The 15,665-nt window shown below is 33.8% G+C and carries 13 protein-coding genes; 6 read left to right on the top strand and 7 right to left on the bottom strand.

Translation table 11 applies throughout. The features are described from left to right. Nucleotides 1-140 precede the first annotated feature (140 nt). Together MKX57_RS06415 and MKX57_RS06410 are read right to left on the bottom strand one after the other, a co-directional pair. Nucleotides 141-3,968 (bottom strand): chitobiase/beta-hexosaminidase C-terminal domain-containing protein, encoded by a 3,828-nt coding sequence (locus MKX57_RS06415; RefSeq protein WP_342550853.1) that lies wholly within the window; start codon nucleotides 3,966-3,968, stop codon nucleotides 141-143. Between the two features lie 72 nt (nucleotides 3,969-4,040). Then, nucleotides 4,041-5,915 (bottom strand): S-layer homology domain-containing protein, encoded by a 1,875-nt coding sequence (locus MKX57_RS06410; RefSeq protein ID WP_342550852.1) that lies wholly within the window; start codon nucleotides 5,913-5,915, stop codon nucleotides 4,041-4,043. A gap of 511 nt (nucleotides 5,916-6,426) precedes the next feature. Here MKX57_RS06410 and MKX57_RS06405 point away from each other — a divergent pair. The 3 genes from MKX57_RS06405 (at nucleotide 6,427) to MKX57_RS06395 (ending at nucleotide 7,585) form a co-directional block, all read left to right on the top strand. Beyond that, on the top strand, nucleotides 6,427-6,789 hold the full coding sequence (locus tag MKX57_RS06405; RefSeq protein WP_237068749.1) for a DUF2085 domain-containing protein: 363 nt from the start codon (nucleotides 6,427-6,429) through the stop codon (nucleotides 6,787-6,789). A 21-nt stretch (nucleotides 6,790-6,810) separates the two neighbouring features. Beyond that, nucleotides 6,811-7,092, top strand: a complete 282-nt coding sequence (locus tag MKX57_RS06400) for a zinc ribbon domain-containing protein (protein WP_107921748.1) — start codon at nucleotides 6,811-6,813, stop codon at nucleotides 7,090-7,092. Nucleotides 7,093-7,261: 169 nt separating this feature from the next. Beyond that, nucleotides 7,262-7,585, top strand: coding sequence for a zinc ribbon domain-containing protein (locus MKX57_RS06395; RefSeq protein WP_107921747.1), 324 nt, complete (start codon nucleotides 7,262-7,264; stop codon nucleotides 7,583-7,585). Between the two features lie 198 nt (nucleotides 7,586-7,783). On the opposite strand, the gene MKX57_RS06390 is transcribed toward MKX57_RS06395, so the two are convergent. The 5 genes from MKX57_RS06390 to MKX57_RS06370 form a co-directional block, all read right to left on the bottom strand. Next, nucleotides 7,784-7,990 (bottom strand): TM2 domain-containing protein, encoded by a 207-nt coding sequence (locus tag MKX57_RS06390; protein ID WP_107921746.1) that lies wholly within the window; start codon nucleotides 7,988-7,990, stop codon nucleotides 7,784-7,786. Nucleotides 7,991-8,237: 247 nt separating this feature from the next. Further along, nucleotides 8,238-8,567, bottom strand: a complete 330-nt coding sequence (locus tag MKX57_RS06385) for a cupin domain-containing protein (RefSeq protein WP_239354324.1) — start codon at nucleotides 8,565-8,567, stop codon at nucleotides 8,238-8,240. Nucleotides 8,568-8,620: 53 nt separating this feature from the next. Next, on the bottom strand, nucleotides 8,621-9,604 hold the full coding sequence (locus MKX57_RS06380; RefSeq protein ID WP_239354322.1) for an ABC transporter substrate-binding protein: 984 nt from the start codon (nucleotides 9,602-9,604) through the stop codon (nucleotides 8,621-8,623). 82 nt (nucleotides 9,605-9,686) lie between these two features. Next, nucleotides 9,687-10,514: an AraC family transcriptional regulator gene (locus tag MKX57_RS06375; RefSeq protein WP_089985469.1), complete on the bottom strand. Its 828-nt coding sequence runs from the start codon at nucleotides 10,512-10,514 to the stop codon at nucleotides 9,687-9,689. A 381-nt stretch (nucleotides 10,515-10,895) separates the two neighbouring features. Next, nucleotides 10,896-11,687: a nicotianamine synthase family protein gene (locus tag MKX57_RS06370; protein WP_239354321.1), complete on the bottom strand. Its 792-nt coding sequence runs from the start codon at nucleotides 11,685-11,687 to the stop codon at nucleotides 10,896-10,898. Nucleotides 11,688-12,010: 323 nt separating this feature from the next. Here MKX57_RS06370 and MKX57_RS06365 point away from each other — a divergent pair, with 323 nt between their 5' ends. From MKX57_RS06365 to MKX57_RS06355, 3 genes are read left to right on the top strand one after another with little or no spacing between them, the layout of a single operon-like run. Then, nucleotides 12,011-13,081, top strand: coding sequence for a GerAB/ArcD/ProY family transporter (locus MKX57_RS06365; RefSeq protein WP_239354319.1), 1,071 nt, complete (start codon nucleotides 12,011-12,013; stop codon nucleotides 13,079-13,081). After that, nucleotides 13,074-14,474, top strand: coding sequence for a spore germination protein (locus tag MKX57_RS06360; protein ID WP_342532361.1), 1,401 nt, complete (start codon nucleotides 13,074-13,076; stop codon nucleotides 14,472-14,474). The genes MKX57_RS06365 and MKX57_RS06360 overlap by 8 nt, the downstream gene beginning before the upstream one ends. A gap of 29 nt (nucleotides 14,475-14,503) precedes the next feature. Next, nucleotides 14,504-15,628, top strand: a complete 1,125-nt coding sequence (locus tag MKX57_RS06355; protein ID WP_008174471.1) for a Ger(x)C family spore germination protein — start codon at nucleotides 14,504-14,506, stop codon at nucleotides 15,626-15,628. The last annotated feature ends 37 nt before the right edge of the window (nucleotides 15,629-15,665 follow it).

The raw sequence follows: 15,665 nt of genomic DNA, 5'->3' as shown, positions 1-15,665 counted from the left end.
TGAGAAAAGTAAAAGCCACTCCAAATGGGTTTGGAATGGCATACTGACCTTCATGAATATAATCCATGCAGTTTAAATTAACAAGACACTAAATGATTGACAGATTGACATATGCCTAACATTCTTACTGCAAGTAGTTATTATTTAAATTCAATTTCCTCAGCAGAAGCCCCTTTTGTATACGTTATAGTTGCTCCAGCAGGTAAATTACGAATTTCTTTTACATTTTTTCCTTCGATAATAATTTCACCAATTTCCGTACCTTTAAAATCAATAATCGCATTTCCTTTTTTAGGACTGATTGTTACAGTTTTGTCTGCAAATCCTTCACCATGGAATTCGGCATATTGACTAAATACTGCAATTCCATTTTTAATATTAGTATTTTTTCCTAACGTTAATGAAATGCTTGGACGATTCATTATTAATTTACCAGTCTTATAGTTATTAAAGCTATATACATTTTCAGGTACTATTGGTGTTGGTATTTCTTCTTTTCCTGCTTTCAAATCAATTTGAACTAATACAGGGTCATGATCCGATGCTCTCCCCTGCGCTTCTGTAAAGTTCGCATTAATATGAATCAAGTCTATAGCCGTAACGTTAGCAAGATTATTCGAAACTAAAATATGATCCAACACTTGATTGTTCCCTTGGAAGAAGTACGTAAAACGATCAATCTCTGGGGCTTTATCCACCATATTCGTTAAAACATCACCTTTTAATGTTTCAAGTGCTGGTGTGAATTCAAAGTCATTCATGTCCCCTGCTACAATGATATTTATATCCGGATTGATGGCAAGACCTTCATCGATAAAATCATTGATGGCTTGAGCAAGCTGAAGACGTTTTGTTACTGATTCTAACACTGGCGGCTGAGTTGGTCCCCAAAGTGAACCATCGCCTCCTTTAGAATTTAAGTGCGCTCCTATAATGACTACATGCTCTTCCTGGAATTTGAATTCCGCCGCAATTGGTTTACGTGTATCTGCAAATTTAGTTGGATCAACAAAGCCTGGATTTAAAGCAAGGCTTCCATCTGCTGTCCACCCATTCGCTTGGTCACCCGCTCCCTTTGTACCAGTCACTAAAGAAACACGTGTCGGATTATATAAGTAGCCTACACGAATATTACCACCAGGCGCACCGCCTACTGTATTATTAATAGGCATTACGTCAATCCAATCATAAGCAGGGCCACCCGCAGCTTTAATTGCATTAATTAATCGCATATAGCTTTCAGATGCATCAGCATTTCCTGAATCAATTTGTCCATCATTATCTTGTACTTCGACTAATGTAATAATATCTGGTGACTTCATATTTTTCACAAATGTCGCTGCAATTCTGTCTACTTTTTCATTAGATGTATTGGCAGGATTATTCGAAAAGTTTTCGATATTATAGGAAGCGACATTTAACTTGTCCGCCACTGGTTCAAGATGCGTCACTTCTTGCTGAAGATTTGCCTTTGTCACATCAGGGAAGACTTTATTCGTGTTCAGTCGATAGCCATCTGTAAAGTTTTCTACAAATCCGATAAGTGGATCATTAAAACGATCACCCGAATTATAATTTTTTCCTGCTACCCCTTCAAGCATAATTTTTTCTGGATTATAATCGTCGGCTGCAATATTTAAACCGCCATTCACATTAAATGTATTATTTGTTGTGCTCGGTACAACAATTGGTGAATCATTATTATAAATTGGTCCAATCACTCTCGCATCAGGGAATGATACTCGCATATATTCAATAGATTCCCAAAAATCAATACCATCTTCTTGTGGATCAAAAATAGCAAAGCCATCATTATCAATAATTTTATTTGGTGGGGATAGGTCCTCTCCTATAACAAGTACTTTTGGAACTTCTGCTGCACCTGTTTTTGTGATATTCGTTGCTGAAATTTGCGTATCTCTTAATCGAGAGTTTCCACCCACTTCAGTTACATTCCCTGATACTTTAATAACATCCCCTACTGCTACATTATGTCCCGACTTACTTACCTTGATCGCTGTTGATTTTACGCCATCGAATGTCGAATCGCCCTCTTGCATAATGAAGCTACTTGAATTAATAACGAATGTTACAATTCCTTCTACATCACTTACTGTTAAATCGACATATGGTGATATATGACTTGGCCCTTGAATATCGCTAATTGTGGCATTTTCAGTATCAATAATCTCATAAACAAATGTAGCAATCGCACTATTCGTTAAACCTTCTTTTACTGCAATCGCTTTAATCGTCAACGGTTTATTAACAAGAATTTCCCCTGTATATTTTGTACTAGCTGTAGTTGGTGCTGAGCCGTCCACTGTATAATAAATCGTTGCATCTTCTGTCATGGTAGAAAGTGTAACGTTTGTACCCGCTGTTACCCCACCAACGTGAGAAGCTTTAATATCCTGAACCTTTGTTACATCTTCAATAATGCGAATCGGGAGTAGTTGATGATTTGTATATTGACCAACAATACCGGTAATTTCCCCATACGTTTTTCCACTTACTAAACCTGAGTCACGTGTTTTATCGTAAATAGCAAATGTGCCTACATCATCAGTTCCGGTAAAATTTTGACCTGAACCAGTAATGGCTACATTTTTAATCGTTACTAATTTCGATTCATTGTCTTCTGCAACCTCAATACTTTTAATAATGTTTGCCCCTGGTAGTTTAGAAGGAATAGGCATGCCAACAAGTGAAATATTTGTTAATTGCTTTAGTCCGCTATATTCAGCAACTTGACCTTGCACCGTCACCAAATCGCCGACATTTGCAGTAAGACTATCTACAGGGTAAATGGCAATCGCCGCACCCTCTTCATCTTGAATGTGAGCAGTAGCAGTTTCTAATTTTGCTGTTACAATACCCGATACGATTACTACTTGTCCTATTTCTTTATTACGTGCTTCCGTAATTGAAATAGTGGCTGGCGCATCTTTAACTGTAAAATGAAAGGATTTAATTTCGCTATTGTTTAAGCCAGTTGCTGTAGCAAATGCTTTGATCGTCATTGCTGCATTTACAACAATGCCCGCTGCTGCATCATAAACCTCACTAGCTGTTGACGGTTCAGAACCATCTATCGTGTAATAGATTGTTGCGTTTGGTGTATCTGTAGACAATGTTACTTTTGACCCTGCAAAAACTTCACCCGTTGCTGGATAAGCTTTAACATTCGCTACTTGTGTAGGCTCGTAGTTCCCTATTAATTGGAAGCTTTCCGCGCTTAAGGTTTTTAATTGATAGGTCCCGTTAAAAATGGAAGCAATCCCTGTCACTGTAATTACATCATTGTTATTGAACCCATCTGCTACAAATTGAGAGAATTGATAGCCTGTACGGTTATCATGGCGAATTACTAGCTCGTTATTTTCTGCATCAACGGCTTTAAACTCAAATGTTCCATTCGTACCAGATGACGCTAAATCTTTAATCTTCACATTTTCAAGTGTAATTAATGTACCTTGTAAGCTATCTTCAAGTGGTAGATTCACTATTTGCGGTGCAGGTGCTGTCCCTATAAAAATACGTTCAATTGTCGGTGAATTAAATTGAACTTCTCCACTATATAAACTCGTTTTCCCTGTGATTTTGACAATATCTCCAACAGCTAAGTTCCCTGCTTCTGTAGAACTAGAGAAAACATAAACCCCTGCAGACTCATCCTGTACATAGAAGGCCTTGCCTCCCCAGCTACCAGGTTTTGTCGTAACGGTCCCTTGAATTTGAAATGTTTGGTCTTTTCCAACAGCTGCACGAGCTTCGGCAATTGTTCCTTCAGTGACTGAAGGATTAGCTGGCTCAGTCTGTTCTGTTGGATCAAGTCCAACAAAGTCAATTGAAGTGGCTTCTGTCGTTTCCGCCTTTACAACTGTTAAGGAAGGCAAAATCATAGATATTATAAGTAAAAATGATAAAGCTATTTTAGAAACGAAATTAAATTCATATTTCTTCATTCGTTAAGCTCCTTATTATTTTTTATCGTTCATCCTTTTCTCTATTTTGCAAAGGAATTTACGTGAAAGTTATTATTCAATTACTGTGTGTCCTTCAACGGTTAATCCATCTAAATTGATGTTTACATTTGGTGCATCAATGATTAAATCTCCTGAAATCGTACCCGTACTACCAGCTGGCATGAAAGTATATCTCCCTTTAGCTGTTGGGGCTGTTATCGTTACATTTCCATTCAAGGTATAACCATTCAAATCAAACATTACTAAATCTGTTAACGTTATATCTATAGTCACTGGAGCCATTAACTTAATTAAATCTCCTGCTTTTGCTTGTTTTAATGCTTGTTTTAATTCTTCAGCATTCTTGACATTAAATTCATTTACTTTTTCTGGTGGAATAACTGGATCGGGTGCTACATTTCCTCCGCCATTGTTTGGAACCCCAGTGCTTGGCGAAGAACCTCCAATAACGGCCTTAATTTGGGAAGCAACTGCTGCATAGTTCGTCATAATCTTTGTTACAGTTGAACCCGCTGGAATCGACAACGTATTGATCAGTAAACCTGAACCGATTGTAATTCGAGCATCGGTGTTTAGAACCGATAAATAATTAACTACACCACCAACATTCAACGCTAATTCCACGGCCGTTGAAAGCAATAGTCGTTCAAAATTTACATTTCCAGTCATTTTCAGTTTTGCCGTAGATTCTATTGTTACCTTCTTTACAGCTCCCTCAATATTTATAGCAGAAATAGTAGCTGTAATAATGATTTCTGGAATAACCGAGTTCGACATAATTGAGATATTATTGCGTTTGACATGGACTTTTCCTGTTTGCGAATTTTTGATTGTCAATACAGGTGTAGTTTGACTTGCATTTTTATTTTCTAATGAAGCTTTTGCTCCATCTATGGCTTCTGCTATTATATCGCCAGTAATTGTAGCACCATCAAATGCCACTTTTGCTTTAACATTTGAGCTAATAATTGCATTTCCTGTAATCGATACATTTTTAACTATCACAGCATCTGCGTTAATCGTTATGGAATCGAGCGTTGCATTTGTCTTGAATACAACTTCCTTCTCTGCTGAACCTGCCTTATTTAAAACAACATTATTTACTTTTGTTATAACACCATTTTTAATAGTTGCTGTAATTTCTGCCCCCGTAAGTGCAGTCTTATTTTCAGTAGTAAAGATTGATTTTACCGAATCATCAAAATAATACGTCTTTCCATTAATAGTAATTTCACTCGCCGCATATTCTTCAACTTTAAACGTTACACTTTGTGAAGGTTGGAAAATCGGATGACCAACAGCTTCTGAACGAGTAATAAATGCAGCCATTTGCCCTCGTGTTACATTTGAAGAACCATCAAATAATGTAGTTGTTTTACCAGTCGTTACGTTGTTTTCATATAAAGCAGCGATTGCTTCCTTGTAATCAGCGCGCACATCTGTGAATGGTAATGAATTTGTATTCGAAGCTTTTAAATGGAAGGCGTTCGCTAAAATTTTTGCTACATGGTTACGCTCAATATAATCGCCCTGACGGAATGTTCCATCTTCATAGCCATCAATAATCCCCTCTTGCTTTAAAGCAGCAATAGCTCCAAAGTATTGATGAGTAGTGGGAATATCTTTAAAGTTGGGATTGCTAACATTCAATGTATCCAGTTCTAATACACTTGCAATAATTTTAGCAGCTTGTCCACGTGTTAAGTTTTGTTCAGGTTTAAATGTGCCATCTTGGAACCCATTAATAATGCCCCGATCATTTAAATTTTTAATGTCGTCATAAAATGGATGCGTTCGATGTACATCCTTGAAGCTACTTGCTTCTGATGCAATCGGTGCTACAACTACTACGGCTGAAGCCGTTAAAGCCATTGCTGTTATTGCTTTTAAATACTTCGATTTCTTCGATTTCCTCCATTTACTCATACTTAGAGTAATACCTCCCCATCCCTATTTAATAAGGAAAATTTTAAATCCAATTAACATTACCAAAATATTGGTTAACATAATAATTTTAACAGAAAAATAATAAAAACATTCTAATTTATTATTAATATTCTAAATACTATGTAAAATAATCCATACTAAACTTTTACAATATGAATAAGAGCAGTAATAACAGTGCTTTTTTCCCGTAACGTTTCATTCAACTATTTCGGCTTATATAACTATGAACAAAAGCGTAAATGTGCCCCCTAGTTCCCACAAACATTAAATGGTTGTAACCAAGACATAGGCTCACTTTCTCCTTAATTTTTTACAATGCGATAATCTCATTAACTGTAAAAAGCTGAGGAGTCTAATCTACTCGTCAGCTATTCATGATATTGTTCTCCGTTAGCTTCATTTTATATTAAAAACTAAATTATGTAGTATATTCCATAAATACTATTTATGTTATATACTATACGCTAGAATAATAAAGGAGTTTACAAATTTGGTAAATAGTATTAATTTTTTATTGAAGGTTGTTTTCTTTTGCCATCAAATGCCAGACCGTTCATTTCATTATAATGGGAGAAAATTCCCCCTATGTGCAAGATGTACTGGTATGGCAGTAGGCTATTTTTTATCCGTAATATTAGTCATATGTTTTGGAAGATTTGATTTATGGATTATAGCCTTATTAATTTTACCAATGGCTATCGATGGTATTGGACAATTATTTGGTAAATGGACAAGTAATAATATTAGACGGTTCTTCACTGGATTACCTGGTGGAATCGGTATTATTTATCTCTTCTACACTATTGGCTACCAATTTTTTTTATTTGGTCAATATGTTGGAAAAAATCTATAGCAGGATATTGGAGGTACTATTATGTATTGTAAAAATTGTGGCGAACAAATTTCGGAGCATGCAGAAATTTGTATCCACTGTGGTGTACGTGTAAAAAATGCAAGTGGTGAAGACAAACCAAACTGGGCTGTTAACATAATTACACTTTGCTGCGTTCCACTTGTGGGATTAATTCTGTTCTTTGTTTGGAAAGACGAAAAACCAATTGCTGCTAAATCAGCTTTAATGTTCTTCTTTATTAATATAGGAATTATCATATTATTCTATATTGCCATGCTCCTTATTGGATTTTTGAGTTACTAAAACGAGGGATTACATATGTATTGTAAGTATTGTAGTGAACATAGTTTGGATTTAGTTGAAATTACACTAGAAGAGGCGTACAACCATACGTTATCAGTACTAAACCTATTGCTAAAACAGCAGGCGATAGTTGCAAAAGGGCATTTTTTAAGATGCAGGAGGTATAAATATGTATTGTCCTAATTGTGGTTCTAGCATTAACGAGAATGCCGAAATTTGTGTACATTGTGGTGTTAACGTATTAAAGTTTAGCGGTCAAGTAACTACTGCAAAAGATGATACACCAAACATTTGGATTAATGTACTCAGTTTATGCTGCTCCCCTATACTTGGAATTATTATCTATGTTGTCTGGAAAGATTCACAACCTAAAGCTGCAAAATCAGCATTAATATATGCTTTGTTTGGTATAGCTATTTCAATTATTGTCTTGGTTATTTCATTTGTAATAGGGTTTGCAGTAGAAATGATGGATGATAGCTATTATTACTAATAAAAAAAGAGTGTAGTATATTGTTACCTTTATTTAAGTAATAAAATTCGCAATCAGCCACTAAATAATTAAGAAGGGTAGACATAGTAAAGTCTCCCTTCTTTAATCCTATTACTATAGATAAAATCAACAAGCTGAAAAAATTGTATGTACAAGCCTATCGCTTTTTTATTTTAATAGTTTACTACTTATGTTCAATTAAGATTTAATAAGGTTCCCGTCACTATCAGTAAATTTACCAAGAATAATCATAATTAAATCAATGATTGTCCAAATACCGAATCCACCTAGTGTGAAAAACATTAAAATACCTGTACCGATTTTACCAGCATAAAAACGATGAACACCTAGACCTCCTAAAAAGAAACAAAGTAATACTGTTGTTACAAAACTTTTGTCTGACATTTAAATACCTCCGATAAATTAATAAATACTATAGTATGATACCCTACCAAATAATTATATTACAAAATAAGTATTTTTCAACATTTTTTTCCTCATAATACATTCTATTTTATTGGTATTTTACTCCTATAAAATTATCCTTCAGAAGGTCGATATTCTCTAGTCGATATATTTATCTACAACTATTAATCACCGCCTTTATTCAATAAAAAAAGAGCTGACAATGCAGCTCAATACTCATGTTACGTTAATGACTATCCGTGTCTACTACTTCCTTTGGTTCCACTAACATGATATGACATTCTTTTTCGGCGAAAGGCTTGTGCTCGGGCCCTCCGGGAATAATAATCATCTCCCCTTGAGAAACTTTCACTTGGCCATCGCGAAAAGTAATAAATAGCTCTCCTTCGAGCACAATAAATACTTTATCGGCGCCTTGATGCTCATGCCACATAAATTCCCCATCAATCTTCACCACTTTGAATTGGAAATCGTGTATTTCACCAACAACTTTCGGAGACCAAAGTTCTTTTATTTGAGCTGCACTCTCATTAAGATTAATAGCTTGATAATTCATAGACATCTCTCCCTATTGTTTTATTTGTTTTCGATAGAATTCTACTTTATTTTTTAGTGCTTTTGCAGAGCATCCGTTATATTTTGCAAAGCGTATTCAATTGCTAATGGACCACCCGTAATAGCAGACGTATCCATCAAATAAATATTCCCTTTCTTTACTGCGTTCATATTGTTCCAAACATTATTTTGATTTAACTCACTCATTAATGTTTCTTTTTTTGTTATGTCACCTATAAGGAAAATGTGGTCTGCATGAATAGTTGAAATTCCCTCGAACGCAGAAAATTGATTACTCTTCCCATTGAATGTGGTATCTGGTGTAAGCCCCAACCCCCTTTCTTTATCAAACGCAAGTGTATAAACAGGATTATCTTCACCTAAAACATTAAAAGTTTTTCCATCCCATGACACGATAAGTGCTACTGTCTCTCCTTCAATCGTTTTTAAATCTTGTCGACCAGTTGTAATTGCTTGCATCATTTTTTCGATTACTTTTTCAGCTTCGTTCTCTTTGCCAATAATCTCAGCTACTGTACGGAGACCATATTGCCAATCTTCATAAATATCCTGGGATTTTAAAGTAATGACTGGCGCAATTTTTTCTAGTGATTCATACAGTTTTTCATGATGTTCTGTTGCTAAAATAAAATCAGGCTCAATCGATAGAGTTTTTTCAATACTAGGAGACAATTTATCTCCTAATTCCTCGGTTGAAGCTAGCTTTCCGTTTAAATATGCTAAAGAAGATAAATATTCTTTATCTGTAGAAGCAGCAGGAGGCTCACCCAATGCCACTAATATTTCCGGGTAAAAATACCAAAGGGAAGCTATTTTTTCAGGTTTCTTCTCGATCACTATTTCTTTACCCAAGGCATCCTTAATTGTTCTTGGCCAATCATTAGTATCCTGCTGAACCGTTGAAGTAGATGTTTCATTTGTAGATATTTCTTTATTTACAGTTGGTGTTTCATTACAGCCTCCTAGTATTCCTGCTAATAATAGTATTGAGAAACATAGTCCTTTCATCTTTTGCATCCAAAATTCCTCCAACATATGATCTTGATATGCCATTAGTATAGTAAAATCATTTATCGTTTTGAATGGATGCTTGTTGAAACTAGCATGGATTATTGATGAACTTCTCTCGATACTCTTTAGGGGGAATACCAAATTGTTTCTTAAACACTCTACTAAAATAAAAAGGGTCTTCAATTCCAACAGCCTGTGCAATTTGTTGGACAGGGGCCTCACTTGTATATAGCATTTTTTGCGCCATGTTTATCCGATATTTTAATAAATATTCTGCTGGTCCTATCCCTGCATGTTTTTTAAATACATAAGAGAGTCGATTTCGATTAACATGATTTTGTTCTGCAAGACAAGAAATGGTAAGGCTTTGATAATAATGCTCATGAATATAGTTACATACCCGTTCGAATAAAGTATGTGATTCACTGCTATATTGACTATTCACCACACATAATAAAGCCTCATTCAGTACATCTCGAAATAGCATCTCGGTTTGAAACCTCGAAATGCCTCCACGCTGATTGTACACCTGCCAAAGACGCAAAATTAATTCGATAAGACGAGGAGATTGTCCAGTCAATAATTCAAAATGCTGCTGTGAAAAGCTGGAATCTTGTAGCTCTGTGTTACATATTTGGTATTGAACAAGAATATATTCCCAGTTCGCATATTCAAATTTTTTTTGATCTAGCTTCATATTTGCACCACCATGTACAATTTTTCCTGGTGAAAAGATATACGGGGTGCCATTAAATTGAAATTGTATTTTTCCGTTAAGAGGAAAAACGAATCCAGGAAAAGAATCTGTATATTCAGCATAGGGCACACCAGTGCTTTTAGCATATCGGTATACCCCCTGTACTTGAAATGGAATATGTGCTAAATGCTCTGCTAATTGCTCAACATCGATTTTCAAATTAATTACCTCATTTCAAAATTGTATTTACCGCCTATAATGGTGGAATCTTAGCTGTATGTTCTGTGCGTTTTTGACTACAAACTGTTCCATCTAAGGGATACAGACATAAAAAGCCGATGTGTAAGGTCAATTCCTCTTCCTCTGAAATGCAAAAAGGTGGGTTGACGACCTTCGCCTATCCCCACCTTATCGATAATGATTATCATTGTCAATTTGAAATATAACCACCCATCTACTAATTGGTGGCTTACATTACTTATGAAAAGCTTGAACATAGAACCATTTCTCTAAAAGCCTTTCTAATCATTTTCCATATGTGAACCCTTGCTAAATTCAAGATGCAAATCCATTCTTGTTTGCTTTCAACAATCAATTTCGTTAAACCTTTTGATATAAAATAACATCAAATACATCCTGAGGATGCATAATCTCTTCTACTATATGCCATTTGGTATCATCTACCTTCTGCATCGGATAATTAAAAAGAGACTTTAACCCATTTCCGTAGCGCATAGCAACAAGCACATCTTTATTTGTTACATCGTATAGTTGATTTAAAATGTCATATTTATTGCTGACCGTTGAGCTAAATATAATATGACTAACTTGTTTTATTACTGCGAGCTCCGCTACCGTCTTTTTATCAATTTGAATGGATAAATGATCCCCTAATTTATTGACTACCTGTTTTCCTAATTGAATGGCTTCATCATCAATATCTATTCCAAAAACGTCTGCTCCCGTGCGCTCCGCAACCATTAATAAGGTAATCGGAAAGGATCCAGATCCAATTAAGAGTACCTTCGACTGACTAGTTATTTCAAAATCGCCAAATTCCTTTCCAATACAATTTTCTATGTTACGAAAATAATCTGTGACTGCTTCCTGTTCATGACTTAATAATAACGCTCGATATTTCTCCAAGATTTGCACACAAACAGACGCGTTCATTCTTAAGTTGTCGGTTAATAATAGGATTTCTTTCGATTCCTTCATATTCGCCCACTGTTCTTCATTGTCACGATTTATGATAAAAGAAGAATATTCATCCATTAATTCACACAGCTCAAAATAATTAATCTGTTGCTGCTCCATATTTTGCTGGATAATGAACTGAAATTTCTTATCAAAGTTCAGTAGTTCTTTTAAAAATAACATCCTATCCTTCACTTACCCCACTCCTAATTTGAGAATTAAAGTTCAATATATGCCATGCCTTGTAAAACTATTTCAGCATTTTTAAAGGTATGTGAATTATTTGGCCACTCTTCAAAATTAGGAGGATACAGTGTAAAACAATCAAAATCTATTTTTGATTGTTTTTTTACGTGTATTAATAGAATTATTGCTAGGTTTTCTATGAAACTAGTTTGAATGAGAGTAATATAGGAGCCTAAAAATTGCGAGAGGTGAGTATAGATTTCATTAGAAGCTCCAAGGGGTTAGATGGCAACCAATATGGGCAATATTGTTAGAAGGAGGTTTAAGATAAAATGAATAAAGTTATACAGCCAATCCATGTATATTGTTTGTTATTTTTATCAGTTAGTTTTTTAGCACATTTCATTTTAATTCCTACCATTTTCACAATCGTCGAACGTGAAGCATGGATAAGCGCTTTGGCAAGTTTAATCCCAATATTAATTTTAGCATTCCTTATTTCTAGAATTACCAATAAATTAAATAATACTTCGTTTTTTGAACAACAATTTTCACAAGATAATAGACCACTTTATTTATTTATCATTACTTCATATATCATGTATTTAATTTCATCAACGTTCGTCTCACTCAAATTTACAATTATTTGGGCAGAAGAAAGTTTTAACTCTGATTATCCATATTTTATTACAGTTATTTTATTTATATTATTATGCTTTTATGGTTCCCTAAAAGGGATCAAAACTATAGCTATCCTGTCTTTGATTATTTGTTCACTATACATTTTTTTATTTGTACTCCTCAATTTAGGGAATTCAATGAACAATGAATACGAACTATTATTACCAGTAAATACAAGTAATACTCCGTCCATTTTATGGGGAATATTATACATATGTATTGGTATTTTAGAAATGGGCTTTATTTTAATCGTTTTAAATAGTTATGTAAAAGAGCAAATGAAAAGGACAGGAATACTCGTTTTCTCTAGTATGTTTGTCTTATTAGTTTTTATCGCTATTGTGACTACTGTATCTGAATTTGGCATTTATCTCACTAAAAAAATGCTCTTTCCTATAAACGAGCAATGGAGAGTTTTGTCATTTGGTAAGTACTTTACAAGATTAGATTCTTTATCTGTTCTCCAAATATTATCAATGGCTTTTATTCGTATATGTTTATTTATGTATATTGTGTCATCCTTCTTTAAAAATCGAAAATTTATATTAATTATTGGTTATCTAAGCTTAACAATAGGATTATTAATTCCTTGGTCTGTTTCTGATTTTTTGTCATTTATAAAAAGCACTTATCTTCTTTCTATTTTTTTATTTTTATTCTTTTTTATGACTGTTTTCTACGTATTAGAAAAAAAGCAAAAGGGAGTTCATCATCTTGACTGAAAATAAGGATTTTTTTTATAAAGAATTTGACCACCAATCAGATTTAACGGTAAGTAGTAAATTCTATATGTTAAATAACGAAAAACATGAAGTTATATTTATCTATTGCCATAGTTTAATTGATAGTGTACTTTTTTTAAATTCATTATTACCAAATATTAGATTTCTGGCTGAACAAGGAAATTTATATGATGTGGAAATTATAAATCGCTATTTAGAAGTACAGGAGATCCAAGAGTACAGAATGAAGACAGATGAAATAAATAGAAAAATTTTCTCAGGTTTTTTATATTTTTATCATGTTCCATCGAATAGCTTATATTCAACCAATTTAGCTAAACTACCTGAACGATCCATTGAAGAATCAAATATGGAAGTCTCATTAAGAGGGCCTAGAGACGGGTTTGTTGAAAATATAGATACAAATTTTTCTTTAATAAGAATGAGATTAAAAAGTAAAAATTTATCAAGTGACGATTTTACAATTGGCGACACCAGTAAAACAAAAGTTTTATTGCTCTATATTGAGAACTATATTGATCAAAACACTTTAAAAAATGTACAAAACAAACTTAATAAAATAAAAGTAGATAATATTGCAAGTAGTTATCATATTGAAGAATTACTTTATGATAAGTTGACACTCTTTCCCCTCCTTGATTATTCAGGAAGGCCCGATTTTGTAGTAAGTTCCCTCAATAAAGGCCGTTTTGTCATATTGGTAGATGGAAGTCCAAGCTGTTTAATTGGACCTGTAAATTTATTACTTATTTTGAAAGCAGCTGAAGATGATCAAACGAATTTTTTATTTGTGAGTTTTTCACGAATTTTAAGGATTACCTCTTTATTAACAAGTATATTTTTACCTGGGTTTTGGATTGCATTAACTGTCCATCAACTTAACCAGCTACCCTTTCCCTTACTAGTATCCATATCTGCATCTAAAATTGGACTCCCTGTTTCCTCTTCGTTCGAAATTCTTATTATGCTCATTTTTTTTGACCTCTTTCGAGAAGCGGGAATACGCTTACCTAAAGCTGTAGGTCAAACTGTTGCAGTTTTAGGAGGCTTAATAGTTGGGGATGCTGCTATAAGAGCGGGATTTACATCACCATCAACATTAGTAATTGGAGCACTTACCGTTATATCTAGCTATACATTAATTAATCAAAATGTACTAGGCAATGTATTTTTAATAAGAGTCGCAACATTAATAATTTCCGCATTTTTTGGAATGTATGGCTTTGTTTTAAGCGTCTTATTTTTCTTAACATATATCTCGTCATTAGAAAGTTTCGGGCATCCTTACCTTTCTACATTTTATAAAGTTAGTATACCCAATCTTATTAGAGGTTTTTTAAAAATGCCATTTAGAATTAAAATAAAAGACTGACTGTTTTTTCAGTAGAAGGGAGATTATAAATGTCCCATTACTATACTTCCACATTCAAAATATCATTAATTTTTCCTTTATTATTTATTCTAGGCGGCTGTTTAGGTACGAAGGAAATACAAAGTGAAGTTTATATTACCGCTCTTGGTATTGATTATTCTAATGATGTGTATCATTTATATTTTCAAGCTTTCGGATTTACGAATGTTGCTGGCTCAGATCCTGGCATTGCATCTGAGCCAGCTCCAATTGTTGTTGGACATGGAGAAGGTGAAACAATTCAGGGAGCAATCGATGATATAGAAAAGAATTCTGTTAATCCTTTGTATTATGGACATATACAAACTTTCTTTATTTCCAAAAATATATTGGATGGTCATCTGGATGAATTTTTTGATTTTTTTAGTAGAGATTATTATCTACGTTACAATACGTTAGCTTATGGTTATGAAGATGATATTAAAGAGATAATGAATGTACATGGTCTCTTTTATAAACCGCCTATATTAACATTTCCTTATGATCCAAATGAACAATTATTCTTTAATTCATTCATCTCAACCAGTACTGTACAAGACATGATTAAAAGATATTATGAACCAGTTGGATCAATTATGGTTCCTACAATAAAAATTAGTGAAGATTATTGGATGGAGGATAATAAATCTAAAAATATATTAAAAATAAGTGGTGCTTATTTTCTTTCACGACAAAAATTCAATGGTTGGATAAAGGAAGAAGAACTTTCAGGGCTAGATTGGTTTAATAAGGATTTTAATAACATGAAATTATCAATAAAGGATCAATCTGTTTCCATGTTTATTGACAATTTAGATTATGATATAGAAATTGTCGGTGACACCATTCCTAAATTCATTTTAAATTTAGATGTAAAAGCTTCAATTAGAGAAAATCCAAAAAACATCGGAATAAAAACCATTGAAAAGGATGTCAAAAAAATTATTTCAGCACAGTTTCAAAGTACATTTATGAAAGGGTTGGAAATAGACTCCGATATTTTCAATCTTTCAGAAAAGGCTTATCGTTTCAGACCCCAATCATGGACTGTCGATAAATTAAATACCATTACTGAAAATTCTATTGAAAAAATAAATATAAATGTTTTCATAAAGGATAAAGGTGCTATTAAATAATATGGCACCTTCACCTTTTTTGCGTATGGCTACCGTT

The organism is Lysinibacillus sp. FSL M8-0216 (genome assembly GCF_038595555.1).
Lineage (GTDB): Bacteria > Bacillota > Bacilli > Bacillales_A > Planococcaceae > Lysinibacillus > Lysinibacillus fusiformis.
This window is presented reverse-complemented; position numbering and strand designations above follow the sequence as displayed.

Bases quoted from the DNA above. Each gene is read 5' to 3' on its own strand.
- MKX57_RS06385 (WP_239354324.1), bottom strand. From the start codon at position 8,567: ATGAATTATCAAGCTATTAATCTTAATGAGAGTGCAGCTCAAATAAAA.
- MKX57_RS06390 (WP_107921746.1), bottom strand. From the start codon at position 7,990: ATGTCAGACAAAAGTTTTGTAACAACAGTATTACTTTGTTTCTTTTTA.
- MKX57_RS06380 (WP_239354322.1), bottom strand. From the start codon at position 9,604: ATGCAAAAGATGAAAGGACTATGTTTCTCAATACTATTATTAGCAGGA.
- MKX57_RS06410 (WP_342550852.1), bottom strand. From the start codon at position 5,915: ATGAGTAAATGGAGGAAATCGAAGAAATCGAAGTATTTAAAAGCAATA.
- MKX57_RS06355 (WP_008174471.1), top strand. From the start codon at position 14,504: ATGTCCCATTACTATACTTCCACATTCAAAATATCATTAATTTTTCCT.
- MKX57_RS06365 (WP_239354319.1), top strand. From the start codon at position 12,011: ATGAATAAAGTTATACAGCCAATCCATGTATATTGTTTGTTATTTTTA.
- MKX57_RS06415 (WP_342550853.1), bottom strand. From the start codon at position 3,968: ATGAAGAAATATGAATTTAATTTCGTTTCTAAAATAGCTTTATCATTT.
- MKX57_RS06400 (WP_107921748.1), top strand. From the start codon at position 6,811: ATGTATTGTAAAAATTGTGGCGAACAAATTTCGGAGCATGCAGAAATT.
- MKX57_RS06395 (WP_107921747.1), top strand. From the start codon at position 7,262: ATGTATTGTCCTAATTGTGGTTCTAGCATTAACGAGAATGCCGAAATT.